We start from the raw sequence: 20821 nt of genomic DNA on the forward strand, positions 1-20821 counted from the left end.
AGCCTGCTCGGCATCGCGACGCGCGCGGGCCGGGTCGCGCTCGGAACCCGGGCCGTGGACATCGCGGCGCGCAGGGGAAGACTCGCCCTGCTCGTGGTCGCGGGCGACGCGTCGCGGCATGCGGTGAACCGCCTCACGCCACAGGCGCGGCGGGCGTCGCGTGTAACGGTGGCGAGTCGACGGGCGCTCGGACGGGCGCTCGGACGGAACGATGTGGCCGTCGTCGGCGTCACGGATTCGGCGCTGGCGGAGCGGATTCTCGAAGGGGAGCGCACGCCTTCGCGGCGTGACGACAGCTCCGGGTCGTACGGAGACCCGGAAGGGCAGGTGCCTGGACAATGAAGCGTGTCTTCGAGGTCGCAGAGGAACTGAGACTCGACACGAGTCACCTCATCCAGTTGCTGCGGGAGATGGAGGTGCCCGTGCGCAGCCACATGTCGAGCGTGGACTCGGCGAGCGTGGCGCGTCTGCACGCGCGGCTCGAACGCGAACGGAGGGGAGAGACGGTCACCGGCACCGCGGCCCCCGTGCGGCGGCGCCGTCGGCGGCGGCGGGCCGCGCCCGCGTCGCTCACCACCGCGACGCCTGACGTCGACGTCGAAGAAGGCGTCGGCCCCTCCCCCGAGGCGCCGGAAGAGGCCGCGACGGCGACCATCGAGGCGGCGATCGAGGCGGAGGTCGAGCCTCAGGTCGAAGCCGAGGTCGAGATCGAAACGGAGGTCGAGCCCGACACCGGCATCGAGGCCGCGCCGGCGGAGACCGAAGTCGAGCCTGCAGCCGAAGCCGCTCCGGAGCCCGACGAGGCGGCCGACATCGCCGCCCCCGAGGAGGCCGCGTCGGCGGAGACCGAAGCGAGCGTCGAGGTCGGCGAGCCGACGGAGACGGAAGTCGCCGAGCCCGAGGCGGATCCGGAGGCGGAGGCGCCGGCCGCGCCGCCGCGCCCCGCGCGCCGGCCGAAGCCGGTCCGCCGGGACATGCCGTCGCCCGCCGCCCCCTCGGCACCCAGGGCCTCGGCGGGCCCCGGCGGCAAGGTGCGAATCTCGGCCGAGGGTTACACCGTCGATGGGCGCAAGAAATCTCGCGGTGGAGATGGGAAGAAACGGCGGCGCGTGGACCGGAACGCCGTCCAGCAGAACTTCCGCAAGACGCTGGCCGCGATGGGCCAGTCCTCGCCGCGGAAGCGGCGGCGCGAAACGCAGCAACAGCAGCGCGAGGCGGAGCGCGAGCAGCGCGAACTCGAACAGCGCACGGAGAAGGCGACGGTCCGGGTCAACGAGTTCCTCACCGTGTCGGAGCTCGCCGATCTGATCGAGGTTCCGCCGCAGGCCATCATCACGTCGGCGTTCAAGAACCTCGGTCTCATGGTGACGATCAATCAGCGGCTCGACTTCGGCCAGATCGAACTCATCTGCGAGGAGGCCGGCTTCACGGCGATCCGCGAGGAGGGGTTCGAGGCGGACCTCGCGAGCGATGACGAAGGCCTGCCCGAGGACGAGAGCCAGCTGGTGCCCCGCCCGCCGATCGTGACCGTGATGGGCCACGTCGACCATGGAAAGACCTCGCTGCTCGACCGTATCCGGAGCACGAACGTGATCGCGGGGGAGGCGGGGGGGATCACGCAGCACATCGGCGCCTATCACGTGGTTCTCTCGGAGGGCCGGACGATCACCTTCCTCGACACGCCCGGCCACGAGGCGTTCACGGCCATGCGCGCGCGCGGCGCGGAAGTAACGGACATCGTGATCCTCGTCGTGGCGGCCGACGACTCCGTGATGCCGCAGACGATCGAAGCGATCAGCCACGCCCGGAACGCGTCGGTGCCGATCGTCGTCGCGGTGAACAAGGTCGATCTCCCATCGGCGGACGTGGATCGGGTCAAGAGGGAACTCCTCGCGCGCGAGGTGGTCCTGGAGGACTTCGGCGGCGAGATCCTCGGCGCGGAAGTCTCGGCGAAGACGGGCGAAGGGTTGGACGACCTTCTCGAGAAGGTTCTTCTCCAGGCGGAGATTCTCGAGCTGAAGGCGAATCCGGAGCGAGAAGCCAGGGGGACGGTCGTCGAGGCGCAGTTGGACCGCGGCATGGGTCCGGTGGCCACCGTGCTCGTGGAGCGGGGGACGCTGGAGATCGGCGCGGATTTCGTCTGCGGACTCCATGGCGGGCGGGTTCGCGCGCTCCTCGATGAGCGCGGCCGGAAGATCACGAGCGCCGGACCGGGGATCCCCGTGCGGGTGCTCGGGATCGAAGGCGTGCCGCAGGCGGGCGACTCGCTCATCGTCCTGTCCGCGGCGCGGGTCCGCGAGATCGTCTCGCGGCGGCAGCAACTGGAGCGGGAGAAGGACATCCGCCGCCGGGCGACCGGTACGCGGCTCGAGGATGTCTTCGCCGCGGTCAAGGCGGGCGAGGGCGCACGTCTGAACGTCGTCATCAAGGGCGATACGGACGGCTCGGTACAGGCGCTCTCCGACAGCCTCGAACGGCTGTCGACCGACGAGGTCTCGGTCGAGGTCATCCACCGGGCGGTGGGCGGCATCAACGAGTCCGACATTCTCCTCGCCTCGACTTCCGAGGCGATCATCGTCGGCTTCCACGTCCGGCCCGACGCCGGAGCGGCGGCCGCTGCGGAACGCGAGTCGATCGAGATCCGGATCTACAACGTGATCTACGAAGCGGTCGAGGAGATCCGTCTGGCGCTCGAGGGCCTGCTCGCGCCCGAGCAGCGCGAGGTCACGGTCGGCATGGCCGAGATCCGAGAGCTCTTCCGCGTCCCCAAGGCGGGGACCATCGCGGGCTGCTACGTGCAGACCGGCACCATGCGGCGCAACCTCCCGATCCGCCTCCTGCGCGACCAGATCCAGATCTACCAGGGTCGGATCGACAGCCTGAGGCGGTTCAAGGAGGATGTGCGCCAGGTGAGAGACGGGTACGAGTGCGGCATCTCCATCGAGAACTACAACGACATCAAGGTCGGCGATGTGATCGAGTGCTACGAGGTGGTGGAGGTCGCGCGCACCCTCTCCGGAGCACCGGCAGGCTGACCTTCCGCGGGGCATCATGGCCGTCATCGGGGTGGGCCGCTGGGTGTTTCACCTCCCGGGCTGCCGGTCGCTCAAGGCGAAGCGTTCGGTGGTCCGCGGCTTGCGCGAGCGCGCGATCGTGAAGTTCCGGGTTTCCGCCGCCGAGACCGGCCTCCGCGACCGGGCCGCAATGGCCGAGATCACGGTCTGCGTCGTATCGGGCGAACGTCGGCACGCGGAGTCCGTTCTCGGACGCGTCGACCGCTTCCTGCAATCCGATCCGAGGGCCCACGTCATCGAGTCGGAGACCGAGTTCCTGTGAAGGCCGGCGACCCGGGGCGGGGGAGCGCGTGACCCATCGTCACCGGAGCGAACGGCTGGGTGAACTATTCCGGCGCGAACTCACGCGTCTCCTGCTCGGATCGCTCAAGGACCCCCGTCTCGACGGAGTGACGGTGACCGACGTGCGGGCGACCCGGGATCTCTCCTTCGCGACCGTCTACATTCGCTCGGACGAGGATGTGTCGGAGGGAATCGAGGGGCTGGAACACGCGGTGGGATTCATACGGCGGGAACTCGGCCGGTCGCTCCGGCTGCGGAAGATCCCGGAGTTCCGCTTCCTGCCCGACGAAACGCCCGAGCACGCGAACCGGATCGAGGAACTGCTGCGCCGGGCTCGCGAGGACGCGGGGCCGCGTGACGACTGAAGCCGGTCTGCTCCTCGTCGACAAGCCGGCCGAAGCGACGTCGCACGACATCATTCTTCGGGTACGGCGGAGGCTGGGCGTGCGCCGGATCGGCCACACCGGGACGCTCGATCCTTTCGCGACGGGGCTCCTGCTGTCGCTCGTCGGGTCGTTCACCCGGCTCGCCGACCTCTACCACGGACTCCCGAAATCCTACGACGCGACGATGGTGTTGGGACGGGAGACGGACACCGACGATCTCACGGGGAGGACCGTATCGGAAGATGCCGGCTGGCGGGAGTTGGATACCGAGGCCATTCGGGCCTCCTTCGCGGCTCGCGAGGGCGTCGGACGACAGGTGCCCCCCTCCTACTCGGCGCGCCACGCCGGTGGCGAGCGCGCCTACGCGCTGGCCCGCCGCGGGGAGCGCCCCGCACTCGAGGCACGCGAGGTGACCATCCAGGAGATCGCGGTCACGGACATCGACCTCCCTCGGGTCCGCTTCCGCGCGAGCGTTTCCACCGGCACCTACGTGCGGGCGCTGGCCCGTGACATCGGGCGCGACCTCGGACCCGGGGCGCACCTTGCCGCACTCCGCCGCACGGCGATCGGCCCCTTCGGAGTGGACGACGCGACGTCTCCGGACGCGGCGCGGGAGGCCGTGGCCGAGGCGTCCATCGCCTGGCGCCCGGAAGTGGCGGCGCTGCCGTGGTTGCGGCGCCGCGAACTGAACGATGAGGAACGGGACGAGATCCGGTACGGGAGGTCGGTGGAGCGCGGAGATGTGCTGCCGCCATCCCGGAGCACGCCCGATTCGCCGGACGGCTCCACGAACCCGGTCGCCCTGTGCGCCTCCGACGAACTCTTCGCCGTCGCCGAGGAGCGCGACGGCCGCCTCTACCCGAAGAAGGTGTTCGCCGCGTGAGCGGGCTCCCCCCCCACGTCCGGGGCACCGTCGTCACCATGGGGACCTTCGATGGGGTCCACCTGGGGCACCAGGCGATCCTGCGCGACGTTCGGCGGCGCGCGCGCGCACGAAACGGTCATGCCGTGCTCCTCACCTTCGACCCGCACCCCCTGAGCGTCGTGCGTCCGGAAGTTGCCCCTCCGCTCCTCACGCTGCCGGACGAGAAGAAGGAGATCCTCGCCCAGCTCGGGCTCGACTACGCCGCGTTCGTCGCCTTCACGCTCGAGTTCTCCCGCTATTCCCCCGAAGAATTCGTGGAGGACATCGTCGTCCCGCGCTTCCGTCCGGCGGAGGTCGTGATCGGGTACGACCACGGGTTCGGGCGCGGACGCGCCGGGGACGTCTCCGTGCTGGAGCGGATGGGCGAAGTCCACGGGTTCGAGGTCTCGGTCGTCGGAGGCGTCGAAACCGACGGATCGACCATCTCGTCCACACGGGTTCGGGGGGAGGTGGCGTCGGGCGACATGGAGGGCGCGGCCGCGGGCCTCGGCCGCCCCTATTCGTTCCGCGGGACGGTGATCCGGGGGCTGGGGCGGGGCCGCGCGCTCGGTTTTCCGACCGCCAACCTCGCGCCTCCGCCTCCCGACAAACTCCTTCCGGCGGAAGGCATCTACGCGGTGCGCGCTACACTGGGCTCCGAGCGGGTCGATGGACTGCTGCACCTCGGGCCCCGGCCGACCTTTGCGGACGCTCCGCCGGCCATCGAACTCTTTCTCATCGATTTCGACCGTGACATCTACGGGGAGCGTGTGATCGTCGATGTCCTCCACCGGCTGCGCGAGGTGCGCGCGTACGAGTCGGGAGACGATCTCGCCGCGCAGATGCGCCGGGACCTCGCGACCGGCCTCGAATACTTCAGGGGAAGAGGCGGATGAGCGGCAAGCTGACGGCATCGACCCGCAATTCGTGGTTCATCGCCTTCGTCGTCTGTACGGGAATCCTGGTCGTCTGTGCGGGAGTTCCGCGGCCGGCGGCGGCCCAGGCGCTCCTGCCGATTGCGGACCGGGCGGGGGACTGCACGGTTCGGCTCCGGGAAGTGCTGCGTCTCGGCGATCCCGGCGACCCGGGAACGATCGGAAGCCGCCCGGAGATCACCCGGACCGCGGCGGGCGAATACATCGTCGCGAGCGTCGAGAACCGCGGCCAACTGCTCGTATTCGATTCCGACGGCGCGTTCCTGGAGACCCTTGGAGGGAACGGAGACGGGCCCGGCGAGTATCGCGTCCCGGGCCGCATGCGTCCCGGATCCGATGGCAGCCTGCGGATCCTCGACCTCGTCAACCGCAGGATCACGCTCCTGTCCGCGGATGGAGGATGGATCGAAACCACAGACATCCGAAGCCTCCACGGGCTCGATTTCGCGGTCATCGACCGTGGCGAGCGGTACGCCGTGTCCGGTTTCGGACAGGTGGACGACGTGCTCGGCGCGACGACCGAGATCGTCGATCGCGGCGGAGTACGGTCCGCCAGCCTCGGCGCCACCCCGGTGGAGTCGTGGGTCGTGAACTTCTTCCGCGCCCCGGTCGCGGTGGACGGGGAGGGCAGCGTGTGGACGACCCGGGCCGGGGAATACGGGTTCGAGGCGTGGGATCCGGAGGGCGGGAGCGGGCCGCGCGCGCGCCTGGCCGGAGACCCGGAGTGGTTTGACCCCGGGCCGCCGCAGCCGGGGGCGCCCGTCTCGGCGCCGGCTCCCTCCATCGTCATCAGCCTTCGTTTCGACCGCGGCCTGCTGTGGGCGGGCACCTGGGTCGCCGACGAGAACCGGGAGGCGAGCTCCGGTGCCGCGCCGTCTCCCCTGGAACTCGACCGGCTCCTCGACACCGTCCTGGACGTGATCGATCCCGCCAGCGGAGCTCTCATCGCGCGTATCCAGCGCGACGAGGCGCTGCGGGGGACGGGCGATGACGCCCTCCTGTTCGGCGTTCGGGAGGACGGCGGCATCGCCCGCGCCGTCATCTTCGAGCCCGCCCTCGCCGGCCCCGCCTGCCCCTCCTCGATGTCGCCCGGGATGTGAGCACAGCCTCTTCCCGGACGGCCGAGCCGATCTTCGCGGCGGAGGGGTTCGCCAAGCGATTCGGTGCCGCGGAAGTGCTCAGAGCCGCTTCGGTCCAGGCGTGGCCGGGGCGCGTGACGGTCCTCCTCGGGCGCAACGGCTCCGGGAAGAGCACGCTCCTGCGCTGTGCCCTCGGGCTTCTCGGTGCGGAAACCGGCGCCGTCAGGTGGCGCGGACGGGCAACGCTACGCCCGCGGATCGCCCGCATGGCTCGCGAGGGTCTGTGCTTCGTGCCCGCGGCGGGACTGGCCGTTCCGCGTCGGTGCGTTCACGCCCACCTGACCACGCTGGCCGCGGCATTCCCGGAGGCTCGTCGACTGACCGACCTGGATCCGCTCGACGTGTCCCCGCTCCTCGGCAGCCGGGTGCGCGAACTCTCGGGCGGGGAGCGGCGCCGCGTGGAGCTCACGCTCGGACTCCTCCGCAACCCTCTGTGCCTGATCGCCGACGAGCCCCTCACCGGGTTGGCCCCGGCCGACCAGCAGCGGGCGGTCCGCGCCCTGCGCGACGCGGCCGGACGTGGCGCGGCGGTGCTGATCACGGGGCACGAGGTCGAGCTGCTCATGCAGGCCGCGGATGAGGTGGTCTGGATCACGGCGGGAGGGACCCGCGTCACGGGAACTCCGGAACAGACCTGGAGACATCCCGAGTTTGTCCGGGACTACCTCGGCCGCCGCGGCCGAACGGAGCTGAAAACGGGTTCGAAACCGCATCCGGCGGACCCGGACCGCGGTCGGGCCGTAGACGTCGGCTCCGGAGTCTCCCCGGCGCGCCGGCCGGGCCGCGCGCGCCGCATCTGGCTGCCGATGGCCGGCTCTGCGGTGGCGATCTGGATCATCGTCCGGCTCGTGATGGCCGCTTTCGGGGCGGCGGTGGGCACGCCCCTGCGTGCGGGTGGCGGCACGCCGTCCCTGTGGGCCGCGGGCGTCACGATACCTGTCGTCGGGATCTGCGTCCTTCTCTCGTGGATCGACCATCTCCGGCGGGGGGAGGGCGCTTTCCTGTCGACCCTCGGAGTCGGCCGCGGTCCCCCGTTCATCGCCTGGGCCTCGACCTGCCTTGCCCTGGAGATGGCGGCTGCCGCCATTCTCGCTGCCCTGTGAGCGGACGGGTAATCCGAGTACCGCGTGGCGCCGCACCTTTACAGCCACGCGTGCCGATTCTAGTTTGGTGGACTGTATGTGAAACGGCACGGCGGGGCTTCGCCATCTTGCCGGTCGCTCCGCGGTCTGAAGCGGGGCGGCGGATCGAGGGACAATAGAGAGACGTGGAAAAAACAGAGAAGCAGGGAATCATAGAGAAGTTCTCGCGGCGCGAGAACGACCAGGGGTCGGCTCCGGTGCAGATCGCACTGCTCACGGCCCGCATCGAAGAGTTGACCGGGCACTTCCGGGATCATCCGAAGGATCATCACAGTCGACGCGGACTGCTGAAGATGGTTGGTCGGCGCCGTCGACTGTTGAACTACCTCCGCCGGACGGATCTCGACCGCTACCGAACGGTCATCGAGGAGCTCGGGCTACGCCGTTGAGGCGCCGCCCGGCTGCGCAGCTTCCGCCTCCGCCGGCCCGCATCGTCGGGTCCCCCGCTTTCCTTCCCTCGTACCGCGCCGGATCCCCCCGACCGGGGTGCTGAATCGAAGAAGATCGAAGAAGCTGATGCAAGGCTGAAAAGAAACCAGCTGAAAAGAAAACCATGAGCGTCCGGCCCGGTGAACGGCCGGCGCGGCGCGCGGAATCCCGCGGCGCCACACCCGAAGAAAGAAGAGAAAAAAGAGAATGACACACCGAATCGAAACTGAATTCCACGGACGGCCCCTGATCCTGGAGACGGGCAAAATGGCCCGGCAGGCCGATGGCGCCGTCTATGTGCAGTACGGGGAGACCGCAGTGCTCGTTACCGCCACGGCGGACCGCAAGCCCACGCACCTCCCCTTCTTCCCCCTTACGGTCGAGTACCGTGAGAAGACCTACGCCGCCGGCAAGTTTCCCGGCGGGTTCATCAAGCGGGAGACGCGGCCCGGCGAGAAGGAGACGATCTCGGCGCGGCAGATCGACCGGCCCCTCCGGCCGCTCTTCCCCGCGGACTACCGGAACGACACCCAGGTCGTCTGTTTCATCATCTCCGCGGACCAGGAGAACGACGCCGACGTCATCGGCATGCTCGGGGCCTCGACGGCCCTCCTCCTGTCGCCGATCCCGTGGGGCGGTCCCATCGCCGGCGTGCGGGTCGCCCGCCGGGAGGGCGAGTGGCTCGTCAACCCGACCTTCGAGGACCTCGAGATGTGCGACCTGGAGATCGTCGTCGCCGGCTCCGAGGACTCGATCGTGATGGTCGAGGGTGCGTGTCTGGAAGCCACCGAAGACGAGTTCCTCGAGGCGATGCGCGTCGGACAGGAGGCGATCGTCGAACTCATCGGGCTGCAGCGGGAACTGGTCCGGATGGCGGGAGCCGCGGAGACGTTCGAGTACGAGTCCGTCGGACCCGACCCGGAGGTCGTGGCGAAGGTCACCGACCAGGCGGCCGGGCGCGTGGGAGATGCGCTGCGGATCGCGGACAAGGAGGAGCGCGGACGCGCCCTGTCCGCCCTCCGCGAAGAGGTGACGGCGCGACTCGAAGCGGAGCACCCCGACTGCGGCGGCGACGTGGGCGCCGCTCTGCGAAAGCTGGAGAAGGAGACGATGCGCCGGCGCATCCTCGAAGACGGAGAGCGGATCGACGGCCGCGGCATGAACGACGTCCGCGACATCACGTGCGAGGTCGGCCTCCTGCCGCGAACGCACGGTTCGGCGCTGTTCACGCGGGGGCAGACGCAGGCGCTCGCCGTGACCACGCTCGGGACGGTGCGGGACGAACAGCGCATCGACTCCGTGGACGTGCGCGAAGAGACTTCGAAGTCCTTCATGCTCCACTACAACTTCCCCGGCTTCTCCACGGGCGAAGTGCGGATGTTCCGCGGTACGAGCCGCCGCGAGACGGGGCACGGAATGCTGGCCGAGCGGGCGCTTCAGGCGCTCCTCCCGGCGTACGATGATTTTCCGTACACGGTCCGCGTCGTCTCCGACATCCTGGAATCGAACGGGTCGAGTTCGATGGCTTCCGTCTGCGGCGGATCGCTCTCCCTCATGGATGCCGGGGTGCCGATGCGGGCCCCGTGCGCGGGGATCGCGATGGGGCTCATCAAGGAGGGCGACCAGGTCGAGATCCTCACCGACATCCTCGGCGTGGAGGACGCCCTCGGCGACATGGACTTCAAGGTCGCCGGGACGGAACGCGGGATCACGGCCGTCCAGATGGACATCAAGGCCGACGGACTCTCCGTCGACACGCTGCGGGAGGCCCTGGCGCGGGCGCGCGACGCCCGGCTGCGGATCCTCGCGTCGATGAACGAGACGCTCGAAGCGGCCCGCGAGGAGATGTCGCCGCACGCGCCGCGGATCGTCACGCTGCAGATCAACCCCCAGAAGATCGGCGAGGTCATCGGGCCGAAGGGCAAGACGATCCGGATGATCCAGGAGGAGACGGGCACCGAGGTCAACATCGACGACTCGGGCACCGTCACCATCGCGGCGCCCTCGGGCGCGGGGGCGCAGCATGCGCGCGAGATGGTGGAAGGTATCGTTCAGGAGCCGGAGGTCGGGCGGATCTACCGCGGCGTCGTGAAGAACACGACGGACTTCGGTGCCTTCGTCGAGATCATCCCCGGGGTCGAGGGCCTGTGCCACATCTCGGAGCTCGAGGAAGGCCGCACCGCCAAGACGGAGGATGTGGTGAGCCCGGGGGACGAGGTGAAGGTGAAGCTGCTCGCCGTGGATGACCGCGGCCGTCTCAAGCTCTCGCGGCGGGCGGCCCTCGCCCCGGCCGAGTAGGCCTGACCGCGTTGCGTCCCGGCCCGCCTGCGCGCGGGCCGGCCCGGGACCTGCGGCCGATGGCTGGCCGGCTCGACCGGGAGGTGGTCCGAACCTGCCTCCCGGATGGCCCCATCGTGCTCAGCGAGCGCATGGATTCCGTGCGCTCCGTCGCCATCGGCCTCTGGGTGCGGCAGGGTCGCGTTCATGAGGATGCCGAGCACGGCGGCGCATCCCATCTGCTCGAGCACATGGTCTTCAAGGGGACGCACCGGCGCTCCGCCCGCGATCTCGCCTGGGAGGTGGAGCGGCTCGGCGGCGCGCTGGACGCGTATACCACCCACGAATTCACCGCCTTCCAGGCGCGGATACCGGCGGGGGCGCTCGGCGTCGCGCTCGACGTGCTGTGTGACCTCGCCTTCTTTCCGCGGCTCTCCGGACGGGACCTCGACGTGGAACGCGAGGTGGTGCTGGAAGAGATCGCGGCCGCGGCGGAGGTCCCGGAGGACATCGTCTTCGAGGAGCACGCGCGCGCTCTCTACGGTGGGCATCCGTACGGCGAACCGATCCTCGGCACCCGCGCGTCGGTGCGGGCGCTTTCCGTGTCCGCGCTGGCGGAAGTGCACGATCGCGCGTACCGGCCGGGGAACGTGGTCGTGGCGGCGGCGGGAGCGGTGGAGCACGACGATCTCGTGGAGGGGCTGGCGCGGTGGCTCCCTCGCCGGGCCGCCAGCCCCGCGCCCGTGGACCCGCCGGCGCCGACCGGCGAGCCGGGCTTCCGGTGTCTGCGACGCGAGGGCGGCCGGCAGACGCACATCGTGACGGGAGGACTCTCCGTTCCGTACCGCGATCCCCTTCGCTACGCGATCCACGTCACGGCGACGGCCCTCGGGGGCGGAATGAGTTCGCGACTCTTCCAGAGAATCCGCGAAACGCGCGGGCTCGCCTACGCCGTGTACAGCTTCCACGGGTTTCATGCGCAGGCGGGCCATGTCGGCGCCTACGTCGGGACCCGGCCCGAAACGGCGGCGGAGGCCCGCGAGGCGGTGGAGGGGGAACTCGCCCTTCTGGCGCGGGAGGGATTGACGCGCCAGGAACTGGACGACACCCGCAGCCAACTGAAGGGGCAGTTCCTGATCTCGCTCGAATCGCCTGCGAGTCGCATGAACCGGCTGGCCGGCATCGCCCTGTACGGCCACGAGTACCGCACTCTGGACGAGGTGGCGGCGAGAATCGACGCGGTCGGCCGTGCCCAGTGTCTCGAAGCCGCCGCATACTTCGCACCCGAACGGCTCGCGACCCTCGAGCTGGCCCCCCGGGAGGGAACCCAATGATCGTTGGCGTACCGAAGGAGATAAAGGCGGACGAAAGTCGTGTGGCCCTGGTTCCGGCCGGCGCGACCGCGCTCGTTGCGGCCGGACACACCGTGTGCGTCGAACGCGACGCGGGACTGCGCAGCGGCTTTCCCGATGACATGTACGTCGCCGCGGGAGCCGAGGTGCTGGATTCGGTGGATCGGGTATGGGGGCGGGCCGAACTCATCGTCAAGGTGAAGGAGCCCATCGAATCCGAATACGCCCGGATGCGGCCCGACCAGGTCATCTTCACGTACTTCCACTTCGCGGCCGACGAACGCCTCACGCACCACACGCTGGAGAGCGGCAGCGTCGCGATCGCCTACGAAACGGTCCAGCTTCCGACGGGGGAACTCCCCCTCCTCACACCGATGTCCGAGGTGGCCGGGCGAATGGCGATCCAGCAGGCGGCCAAGAACCTGGAGCGCGTCGCGGGCGGGTACGGGATCCTGCTGGGTGGCGTGCCGGGGGTGCTCCCGGCCGAGGTCGTCATCCTCGGCGGCGGCGTCGTCGGCGCGAACGCGGCGACGATCGCGGCGGGTTTCGGCGCCCATGTGACGGTTCTCGACGTCAACCTCCCGCGTCTCCGGTATCTCGCGGAGGTCATGCCCGCCAACGTCGATACGCTCTACTCGAACCGCCACTCGATCCTCGAGCAGATCGAACGGGCGGACGTCGTGATCGGCGCCGTGCTCGTCCCCGGCGGGAAGGCGCCGAAGCTCGTGCGGCACGACGATCTGCGGCGGATGAAGGACGGTTCCGTGATCGTCGACGTGGCCGTGGACCAGGGCGGCTGCGTGGAGTCCGCGCGCCCGACCACGCACAACGACCCCACCTACACCGTCCACGGGGTCATCCACTACTGCGTGGCGAACATGCCGGGGGCCGTACCGAGGACTTCCACGCTGGCCCTGACGAACGCGACGTTCCCCTACGTCCTGCACCTGGCGAACCGAGGGTGGAAGGTTGCGTGCGACGAGGATCCGGATCTCGCCCTGGGGGTCAACATCGCGGGAGGACGGGTCACGTACGAGGCCGTCGCGCATGCGTTCGATCTCGAATACACACCCCTGGAGTCGCTCTCCGCGTGAGTCCGGGCGGCCGGGAGCGGGCAGTCCCGCGAGGCGACTTTCCTGCGTCCGAAAGTACGTTTACATTTCCGCGTCCTTCACCCGGATTGACAGTTTCCGGTACGATTCGCCGCCCTGGAGGTGTCCCGCCCGTGTCCTTCAGCCCACCGATCCCGCGCCGGCCCGGAAGGGCGGCCTGCTAGATGGGGAAGTGGTCGCTACGGGGTAACTTCCTGCCGATCAGCAAGATCGGAGTGGACCTGGGGACCGCGAACACCCTCGTACACGTTGAAGGCGAGGGCATCGTCCTCAACGAACCGTCCGTCGTCGCGGTCCGAAAGGAAACCGGCCGCATCGAAGGGATCGGGCTCGCCGCCAAGCGCATGCTCGGCCGCACGCCGAGCGGGATCGAAGCGGTTCGGCCTTTGAAGGACGGGGTGATCGCCGACGTGGACATCACCGAGATGATGATCCGCTACTTCCTCAAGGAAGTGATGACCACGCGGCTCTTCAAGATCCGGCCTCTCGTCGTGGTCGGCGTACCGTCCGGCATCACGGAACTCGAGCGCCGCGCCGTCCGGTCCAGCGCGCACGCCGCCGGCGCCAAGGAAGTCTACATGGTGGCGGAACCGATGGCGGCGGCCGTCGGCGTGGGGCTTCCGGTGGAGACGCCGGCGGGCAACATGATCATCGATGTCGGGGGCGGGACGAGCGAGATCGCGGTGATCGCGCTTTCCGGATCGGTCGCGGACACGTCGATCCGGGTCGGTGGCGACGAGCTGGACTCCACGATCGTCTCTTTCCTCCGCAAGAACTACAACCTCCTCATCGGCGAGCCGACGGCGGAAGCCGTCAAGATCCAGATCGGATCGGCGTATCCCACGGACGACGACAAGGAGATGCTCGTCAAGGGCCGGGACCTCGTCTCCGGCATTCCGAAGACCGTGCGGGTCCATTCGGCCGAGGTCCGGGAGTGTCTGCAGGAGCCGATCCGGCAGATCGTCGCCGCGGTGCGGAGGGCGCTCGAGATCACGCCGCCGGAACTCGCCTCCGATATCGTGGACCGGGGTGTGGTCATGACGGGGGGTGGAGCCCTCGTGCGAGGGCTGGATACGTTGCTGGGCGAAGAAACGGGGCTCCCGATCCATGTCGATGCGGAACCGCTGACCTGCGTCGTTCGGGGCTGCGGGAAGATCCTCGAGGAATTCGGACGGTATCGTGGAGTTCTCACGAGTTGACGCCGCCCCCCTGCTGAATCGCCGCCCGTGAGCTATCAGGGCGTCCGGCCGCCGGGTCGCGGGCCGCTCGATGTCGTCGTCTTCTCCCTCGCCCTCATCTTCAGCGGCATCGCCGCGGGCCTTTCCAGCGCACACCAGAGCCAGGTGGAGTCCGCGGTCCGCGCGACCGCGCTCTACCCGTTCCTGCTGCTCCATCGCCTCGGCGCGGAGCGGGGCCAGATCGAGAGTCGCGTCGAGGGCCTGCTTGCGGAACGGGATTCCCTCACGGAACTCCTGCTGCGCTACAGGGACCGGACCGCGCCGGTCGAGGACGCGTCGTCCGCCCGGGATCTTGGCGGGCTCCCGGCCGGATCGGTCGCGCCGGCGGTCGTCTACCCGGGACGCCCTCACGTCGGCAATCCGGACCTGTTCGTGTTGTCGGGACCCGATTTTCGGGGTCGTGAGTTTCCCGTCGGCGTCTTCACCGGCATCGGCCTGGTCGGGGTCGTGAGAGCCCCGCACGGACGGGGGGGACGCGGCGAATTCTGGAGCCATCCCGACTTTCGGGTCAGCGTTCTGGCCGAGGGGGAAGGGGTGTCGGGCTTCGTGCGGCCGCTGCGCGCCGACGGAGGGCAACCGGTGCTCCTCCTGGAGGGTGCGCCCTTCCAGGCGGACATACCCGTCGGGACTCTGCTGGTCACGACGGGTATCGCCGGCGTTTATCCGCCGGGGGTGCCGGTGGGGCGCATCCGCGAACCCGACGAGCCGGAGGCGGGCTGGATGAAGCGCTATGTCGTCGAGCCATCCGTGCGTCCGGAAGAGGTCCGCGACGTGTTCGTGTGGAATCGACCGGCGTTACCGGCAAGCGTCGAGGCGGACACGGCGTCCGCTCCGGTGGAACCCGAGCCTGCGCCGGCGGACACGGCCCCGGCCCCTCGGTGAGTCCGGCGGGGAAGTGGTTCGTCGCCGGACTCCTGCTGGTCCTGCACTTCACCCTGCACCCGCTGTGGAGCCGATGGCCGATCGCGCCCGACCTGGTGGCCGGCGGGCTGATTCTGAGTTCGCTCCAGCTCCGCTGGGGGCGGGCCGCCGGCTTCGGGTGCGTGATCGGCCTCATGGAAGCATCGATCTCACTGGGACCGATGGGCCTCACGATGTTACTCTTTTCGCTGACGGGGGCGCTCGTCGGCTGGGTGCGGGGCCTGATCTATTCGGATTCGGATTACGCGACGCCGGTTTTCGTCTTCTTCGGGACGTGGTTGCTGCGGTTTGCGGTCACCGTCTTCGTCGGCGGAGATTCGTCGGCGGGCGTCCTGCTCGTCCACGGCGCCGGATCGGCCGCGCTGACCACGGCGGTCTGCTGGGCCGCGGCGAAACTGGTGTCGGCCGTCACGAGGTGAAGGGGAGGATGTGAAGGGCGACAACGAACACCGCGCGATCCGGAAACAGCGAGGCCGCTGGGCGGCGGGCGCGATCTTCTTCTGCCTCTCGATCGTCGCCGCCGGGTTCATCAATCTGCAGATCTTCAGCACCGAGTTGTACACGCTCCTGTCGAGCGAGAACCGGCTGCGGACCATCACCGTACCGGCCCCGCGCGGGACCATCTACGACCGGTATGGACGGGCCATTGCCGACAACGTGCCGGGATACGACGTGTCGATGCTGCCCGGGCCCCGCGACTCCATCGCGGTCGGACTCGATCGCCTCGCTGAGCGGCTGGACCTGTCGCCCGAGCGGCGCGCCGCGCTGCTGTCGCGCAACCGGGAACGTCCGGGCGAGGCTCTGGTCGTGCGCGAGAACGCGAACTTCGAGCAGGTCGCGTTCATCGAGGAACGTCGGCCCCGGTTCCGGCGCGTCGTCGTGGATCAGAGGCCGCGCCGACGTTACCCGGCAGGGCCCGCTGTCGCGCACATGATCGGATACGTCGGGAAAATCAGCCCGGAGGAACTGGCTCGGTCCGAATATGCGGGCTACGAATCCGGCCAGTCGATCGGGAAGACGGGGCTGGAGCAGCAGTACGAGCACCGGCTGGCGGGGCGGAACGGGATCCGTTACACGGAAGTGAACGCCCTGGGTACGGTCGTGCGGGACCTGGGGGTCGCCCAGGCGCAGGCTCCGGTGCCCGGAGAGGACCTGCATCTCGGCATCGATCTCGACCTGCAGGTGTACGCGGCTTCGGTGTTTCCGGAAGGGATGCGGGGCGGCGTCGTGGCGCTGGATCCGGTGACCGGCGAGGTGCTCCTGCTCTACAGCCACCCCACGTTCGACCCCAACGCATTCATCGGCGGCATCCCCCTGGATCTGTGGAATTCCCTTCGCGAACACCCGGACCAGCCCATGCTGGACCGGGTTTCCAACGCTTCCTACCCGCCGGGATCCACGTGGAAGCTCGTCATGTCCTCCATCGGGATGAAGACGGCGGACCTCGCGATCGATACGTACCACCCGTCCGCGTGCACCGGCGGACTCAACTACCACACCCGCCGCTTCCGCTGCTGGCTGACGAGCGGACACGGCCGCCTGAACCTCTCCGAAGCGATCAAGCACTCGTGCAACGTCTGGTTCTACCAGGCCGGGCAGCGGATCGGTCTCGACCCGCTCCTCGCGGGGGTCGGGGAGTTCGGCTTCGGACGCGCGACCGGGATCGACCTCCCGAACGAGAGGCCGGGCCTCTTCCCCGACTCCCGACGGTGGTACGACGAGCGGTTCGGGCCCGGCGGGTGGACCGAAGCCGTCGTGTGGAATCTCGCGATCGGGCAGGGCGAAAACGCGCAGACGCTGCTGTCGATGGCCCAGTTCTACGCGGCGCTGGCGACGGGGATGGCACCCGTAAAACCTCACCTCGTGCGGGATGAGATGCTCGCGCAGCAGCGCGTTGACTGGACGTTCGATCTCCCCGACGTCCAGCGGCGGCAACTCGTCGACGCGCTGGCGCGCGTCGTGAACGAACCCGGGGGCACCGCGTACGGCAGCCGCCTGGCGCGCTGGACTTTGGCCGGCAAGACCGGCACGGCCCAGAACCCGCACGGCGAGCCCCATTCCTGGTTCGTGGGGTTCGCGCCCGCCTGGGATCCCCGCATCGTGATCGCGGCGATCGTGGAGCACGGGCACCCGGACGGGGCCCCGTCGCTGGCCGTGCCGCTCGCGTCCGGGATCGTGGACCGCCACCTCGAAACGCTCGGTTTGCCGCCGGAGGACACGCCCGGTGTCCGTCCGAGGGCAGCGCTGACGGCGCCGGCGGGCGGATGATCGACCGCCTGCGCATCCCCGGCGTGGGCGATCCGGTGCTTCTGGCGCTGGTCCTGTTCATGACCGGGCTCGGGATCGCGATGATCTACTCGGCCGGACAGGTCGACGTGCAATCGCTGGCCACAGGGATCTGGGTACGACAGCTCTACTGGTTCGGCGTGGCGACCGTCGCGCTCGCCGTGACCTCCCGCTTCTCCCTGCGTTTCCTCGAATGGCTTGCGCCGTGGGTCTACGGGCTCACGGTGCTCCTCCTCATCCTCGTGTTCTTCATCGGGACGGGCCCGAACGGCAGCTGGCTCGAACTCGGCCCGGGGCGGCTCCAGCCGGCCGAAGTCTCGAAGCTGGGGACGATCCTCATGCTGGCGCGCGTGATGGGAGGCGCGCAGGGACCGTACGACCGGCTGCTGGAGTTCTGGAAGCCCGGTGTCATCACCCTCGTCCCGTTCACCCTCGTGCTGCTGCAACCCGACCTTGGGAGCGCCATGATCTTCGGGGCGCTCTTCCTCGCTGCGCTGTTCTGGAGCGGCGTACCGCTGCCCAAGATCTTCCTGCTCGCGTCGCCGGGCCTCAGCCTCCTGCTCGGCTTCAACTGGATCGCGTGGGGCCTCGGCTTCCTCATCGTCGCGGCCTGCCTGTACGTGCACCGCCTCTTCATCCTCGAGGCGGTGGGCGTGCTCCTCGCGAACGTCTTCGCGGGCGCGCTCACGCTCCGCCTGTGGGATTCGCTCGCCGACTATCAGCGGAACCGGCTTCTCGTCTTCCTGGATCCGGAGATCGATCCCCTCGGCGCCGGATGGCATCTCATCCAGTCGAAGGTCGCCATCGGCTCCGGCGGACTCCTCGGCGCCGGCTTCGCGAACGGTCCGCAGAAGCGGCTCGCCTTCCTTCCCGAGCAGCATACGGACTTCATATTCTCCGTCGTGGGGGAGGAGTTCGGATTCATCGGCGTGATGCTGTTCCTGGTGCTCTTCGCCTTCCTCCTCTGGCGCGTGCTGCGGGTGGCATCCTCGATGGACGACCGGTTCGGAAGCCTGATCGCTTTCTGCCTGTTTGCGGTACTCCTGACGCACATCGTGGTGAACCTGGGGATGGCGGTCGGCATGATGCCCGTGACCGGACTGCCCTTGCCGCTCCTCAGCTACGGGGGGAGCTTCCTGCTCGTTCTCTACGCGGGCTTCGGGATCGTACAGCGCGTGGCGTGGGAGGCCTGAGTGTCCTGGTTCAGCAAACCGAAGCGCAAGCTGGTTTCACAGAAACGTGAGCTTCCGGGCGATGTGTGGGATCGGTGCGCCGGGTGCGGCGAGATCCTCTACAGCGGACGGCTGGAGGAGAACCTCCACGTCTGTCCGAGCTGCGGGCATCACTTTCGCATCACCGCGGAGTCCTACGAGGCCATGCTGCTCGACGGCGGAGGCCTCGCCGAACTCCACGACGAGCATCTGCGCTCCGCCGATCCGCTCGGATTCGTCGATTCCCGCAGCTATGCCGAGCGCATCGCGCAGGCGGAGCAGCGCGGCGGCGACCAGGATGCGATCCGAACCGGGCGCGGCGAGATCGGAGGCAGGGAAGTCCACCTGGGGACCATGGACTTCCGCTTCATCGGCGGATCGATGGGGTCGGTGGTGGGCGAGAAGATCCGCCGTCTCGCCGACCGCTCCCTCGAGCGACGGGTGCCGCTCATCATCATCTCCGCTTCCGGCGGCGCGCGGATGCAGGAAGGGATTCTCTCCCTCATGCAGATGGGGAAGACGGCGGCCGCGCTCGATCAACTCGCGGGCGCGGGCATCCCCTACGTAAGCGTCCTCACGAACCCGACCACGGGCGGGGTGACGGCATCCTACGCGATGCTGGGGGATGTGATCCTGGCGGAACCCGGCGCCCTGATCGGCTTTGCCGGCCCGCGCGTGATCAAGGAAACGATCCGGCAGGACCTTCCGGAGGGGTTCCAGACCGCGGAGTTCCTGGAGGAGCACGGGATGATCGACCGCATCGTCCCGCGTCCGGAGATGCGCGGCGCCCTCGCAAGCCTCCTGGATCACATGTGCTGACCGAGGGCGGGGACGCCCTCGCGGCTCTGTTCGATCCCCGCCCGGCCACCACGATCCGCTGGGGCCTGGACAGGATCGAGGCGCTCCTGGCGGAGCTGGGCCGGCCGGAACGAAGCTTCAAGGCTCTCCACATCGCGGGCACGAACGGCAAGGGTTCGACCGCGTGCTTCGCGGCGTCGGTGCTCGAAGACGGCGGCACCCGCGCGGGCCTCTACACTTCGCCGCACCTCGAGGACGTTCGGGAACGGTTTCTGGTCGACGGGGCCTGGGTGGAGGAGCCGGCGCTTCAGTCCGCCGCCGCCCGGGTCATCGGTTGCGACGCGGCCGCGGCCTGCACGTACTTCGAGTTGACCACCGCGCTCGCCTTCACCTGCTTCGCGGAGTGCGGCGTGGAGGTGGCGGTTGTCGAAACCGGGCTCGGCGGCCGCCTCGACGCGACGAACGTGCTTCGTCCCGCCGGCACGGCGATTACCCCGATCGGCCTCGACCACACGGAATGGCTCGGCGGGTCTCCCGAGGAGATCGCGAGGGAGAAGGGAGGGATCTTCAAGCCGGGCGCGCCGGCGTGTCTGGGCCGCATCGACCCGGGTCCGCTCGCGGCGCTCGAGCAGCTCGCGCGTGGCGTCGGAGCGCCGGTGGCGCGGCTCGGGAGGGATGCGGAAGTGTCGGACATCACGGTGCGGGCCGATCCCCCGGGGACGCGTTTCCGATACGTTTCGAGGTTGCGTCCCCACGGCGTGGAGCTTGCCACGGGCCTCCCGGGCCGGCACCAGGCGCACAACGCGGCGCTGGCCCTCCTGCTGCTGGACTGCTCCGGCTGTCCGCCGGAGGAAAGTTCCGCGCGCCGAGGGATCGCGCGGGCGTACGTGGCCGGCCGCTTCGAGGTCCGGCCTCCGGAGGCCGGACGTCCGGGCTGCGTGTTCGACATCGCGCACAATCCGGCGGCCATCCAGGTACTCTGCGAGACGCTGGCGGAACTGTCGCTGCCGCGGCCGCTCGTCGCCGTGGCCGGCATGCTGGCCGACAAGGACTGGAAGGGAACGCTGGCCCGACTCGCGCTTGACAGCGACACTATGATTCTGACTCGACCCGCCGTCCCCGTGGAGAGACGGTGGGACCCGTCCCGGGCGAGGGAGTGGTTGTCGCGGGAACAGGGTGTCGAATCGATCGTGTGCCGGAACGTGGCGGAGGCGGTCTCGCGGGGGCTGACCCTCGCCGGTGCGGGAACGCTGCTGGTCACGGGATCCGCAACGACCGTGGGCGAGGCCCGGGCATTGCCGGAACTCGCCCGCGTACGGACAGGAGACGAATAAG

At 69.3% G+C, this 20821-nt stretch carries 19 protein-coding genes; all 19 read left to right on the forward strand.

What is annotated here, in order from left to right:
* The first annotated feature begins 12 nt into the window (after nucleotides 1-12).
* The 19 genes from RN743_RS13055 to RN743_RS13145 all read left to right on the forward strand — a co-directional run bounded on the left by RN743_RS13055 (nucleotide 13) and on the right by RN743_RS13145 (nucleotide 20820).
* Entirely contained in the window at nucleotides 13-342 is a 330-nt protein-coding gene (locus RN743_RS13055) for a ribosomal L7Ae/L30e/S12e/Gadd45 family protein (RefSeq protein ID WP_343219037.1), read from the forward strand.
* Entirely contained in the window at nucleotides 339-3035 is a 2697-nt protein-coding gene (gene infB, locus RN743_RS13060) for a translation initiation factor IF-2 (protein ID WP_310780432.1), read from the forward strand. Before RN743_RS13055 ends, infB begins: the two co-directional genes overlap by 4 nt.
* A 16-nt stretch (nucleotides 3036-3051) precedes the next feature.
* Nucleotides 3052-3336 (forward strand): DUF503 domain-containing protein, encoded by a 285-nt coding sequence (locus RN743_RS13065; RefSeq protein ID WP_310780433.1) that lies wholly within the window; start codon nucleotides 3052-3054, stop codon nucleotides 3334-3336.
* 28 nt (nucleotides 3337-3364) lie between these two features.
* The gene (rbfA, locus tag RN743_RS13070) at nucleotides 3365-3721 is read left to right on the forward strand and encodes a 30S ribosome-binding factor RbfA (protein WP_310780434.1); all 357 of its coding nucleotides are present in this window, start codon (nucleotides 3365-3367) and stop codon (nucleotides 3719-3721) included.
* Entirely contained in the window at nucleotides 3711-4625 is a 915-nt protein-coding gene (truB, locus tag RN743_RS13075; RefSeq protein ID WP_310780435.1) for a tRNA pseudouridine(55) synthase TruB, read from the forward strand. The genes rbfA and truB overlap by 11 nt, the downstream gene beginning before the upstream one ends.
* Entirely contained in the window at nucleotides 4622-5542 is a 921-nt protein-coding gene (locus RN743_RS13080; RefSeq protein ID WP_310780436.1) for a bifunctional riboflavin kinase/FAD synthetase, read from the forward strand. Before truB ends, RN743_RS13080 begins: the two co-directional genes overlap by 4 nt.
* On the forward strand, nucleotides 5539-6681 hold the full coding sequence (locus RN743_RS13085) for a 6-bladed beta-propeller (RefSeq protein ID WP_310780437.1): 1143 nt from the start codon (nucleotides 5539-5541) through the stop codon (nucleotides 6679-6681). Before RN743_RS13080 ends, RN743_RS13085 begins: the two co-directional genes overlap by 4 nt.
* Complete coding sequence (locus RN743_RS13090) at nucleotides 6678-7823, forward strand: ATP-binding cassette domain-containing protein (protein ID WP_310780438.1); 1146 nt, start codon at nucleotides 6678-6680, stop codon at nucleotides 7821-7823. Before RN743_RS13085 ends, RN743_RS13090 begins: the two co-directional genes overlap by 4 nt.
* 164 nt (nucleotides 7824-7987) lie before the next feature.
* Nucleotides 7988-8251, forward strand: coding sequence for a 30S ribosomal protein S15 (gene rpsO, locus RN743_RS13095; protein ID WP_310780439.1), 264 nt, complete (start codon nucleotides 7988-7990; stop codon nucleotides 8249-8251).
* Between the two features lie 247 nt (nucleotides 8252-8498).
* A complete protein-coding gene (locus RN743_RS13100; RefSeq protein ID WP_310780440.1) occupies nucleotides 8499-10589 on the forward strand; it encodes a polyribonucleotide nucleotidyltransferase in 2091 nt (696 codons plus the stop codon).
* Nucleotides 10590-10648: 59 nt separating this feature from the next.
* On the forward strand, nucleotides 10649-11902 hold the full coding sequence (locus tag RN743_RS13105) for a pitrilysin family protein (RefSeq protein WP_310780441.1): 1254 nt from the start codon (nucleotides 10649-10651) through the stop codon (nucleotides 11900-11902).
* Nucleotides 11899-13014: an alanine dehydrogenase gene (gene ald, locus RN743_RS13110; protein ID WP_310780442.1), complete on the forward strand. Its 1116-nt coding sequence runs from the start codon at nucleotides 11899-11901 to the stop codon at nucleotides 13012-13014. The genes RN743_RS13105 and ald overlap by 4 nt, the downstream gene beginning before the upstream one ends.
* Before the next feature lie 182 nt (nucleotides 13015-13196).
* Nucleotides 13197-14231, forward strand: a complete 1035-nt coding sequence (locus RN743_RS13115; RefSeq protein WP_310780444.1) for a rod shape-determining protein — start codon at nucleotides 13197-13199, stop codon at nucleotides 14229-14231.
* Nucleotides 14232-14258: 27 nt separating this feature from the next.
* The gene (locus RN743_RS13120) at nucleotides 14259-15152 is read left to right on the forward strand and encodes a rod shape-determining protein MreC (protein WP_310780445.1); all 894 of its coding nucleotides are present in this window, start codon (nucleotides 14259-14261) and stop codon (nucleotides 15150-15152) included.
* Nucleotides 15149-15610: a rod shape-determining protein MreD gene (gene mreD, locus RN743_RS13125; RefSeq protein WP_310780447.1), complete on the forward strand. Its 462-nt coding sequence runs from the start codon at nucleotides 15149-15151 to the stop codon at nucleotides 15608-15610. Before RN743_RS13120 ends, mreD begins: the two co-directional genes overlap by 4 nt.
* Before the next feature lie 10 nt (nucleotides 15611-15620).
* Nucleotides 15621-17459, forward strand: coding sequence for a penicillin-binding protein 2 (gene mrdA / locus RN743_RS13130; protein ID WP_310780449.1), 1839 nt, complete (start codon nucleotides 15621-15623; stop codon nucleotides 17457-17459).
* A complete protein-coding gene (gene rodA / locus RN743_RS13135; protein ID WP_310780451.1) occupies nucleotides 17456-18670 on the forward strand; it encodes a rod shape-determining protein RodA in 1215 nt (404 codons plus the stop codon). The genes mrdA and rodA overlap by 4 nt, the downstream gene beginning before the upstream one ends.
* A complete protein-coding gene (gene accD / locus RN743_RS13140) occupies nucleotides 18671-19507 on the forward strand; it encodes an acetyl-CoA carboxylase, carboxyltransferase subunit beta (RefSeq protein WP_310780453.1) in 837 nt (278 codons plus the stop codon). It abuts the gene before it with no gap.
* Nucleotides 19501-20820, forward strand: coding sequence for a Mur ligase family protein (locus RN743_RS13145; protein ID WP_310780455.1), 1320 nt, complete (start codon nucleotides 19501-19503; stop codon nucleotides 20818-20820). Before accD ends, RN743_RS13145 begins: the two co-directional genes overlap by 7 nt.
* Nucleotide 20821: the final 1 nt, after the last annotated feature.

The organism is Candidatus Palauibacter scopulicola (genome assembly GCF_947581915.1).
Classification (GTDB): domain Bacteria; phylum Gemmatimonadota; class Gemmatimonadetes; order Palauibacterales; family Palauibacteraceae; genus Palauibacter; species Palauibacter scopulicola.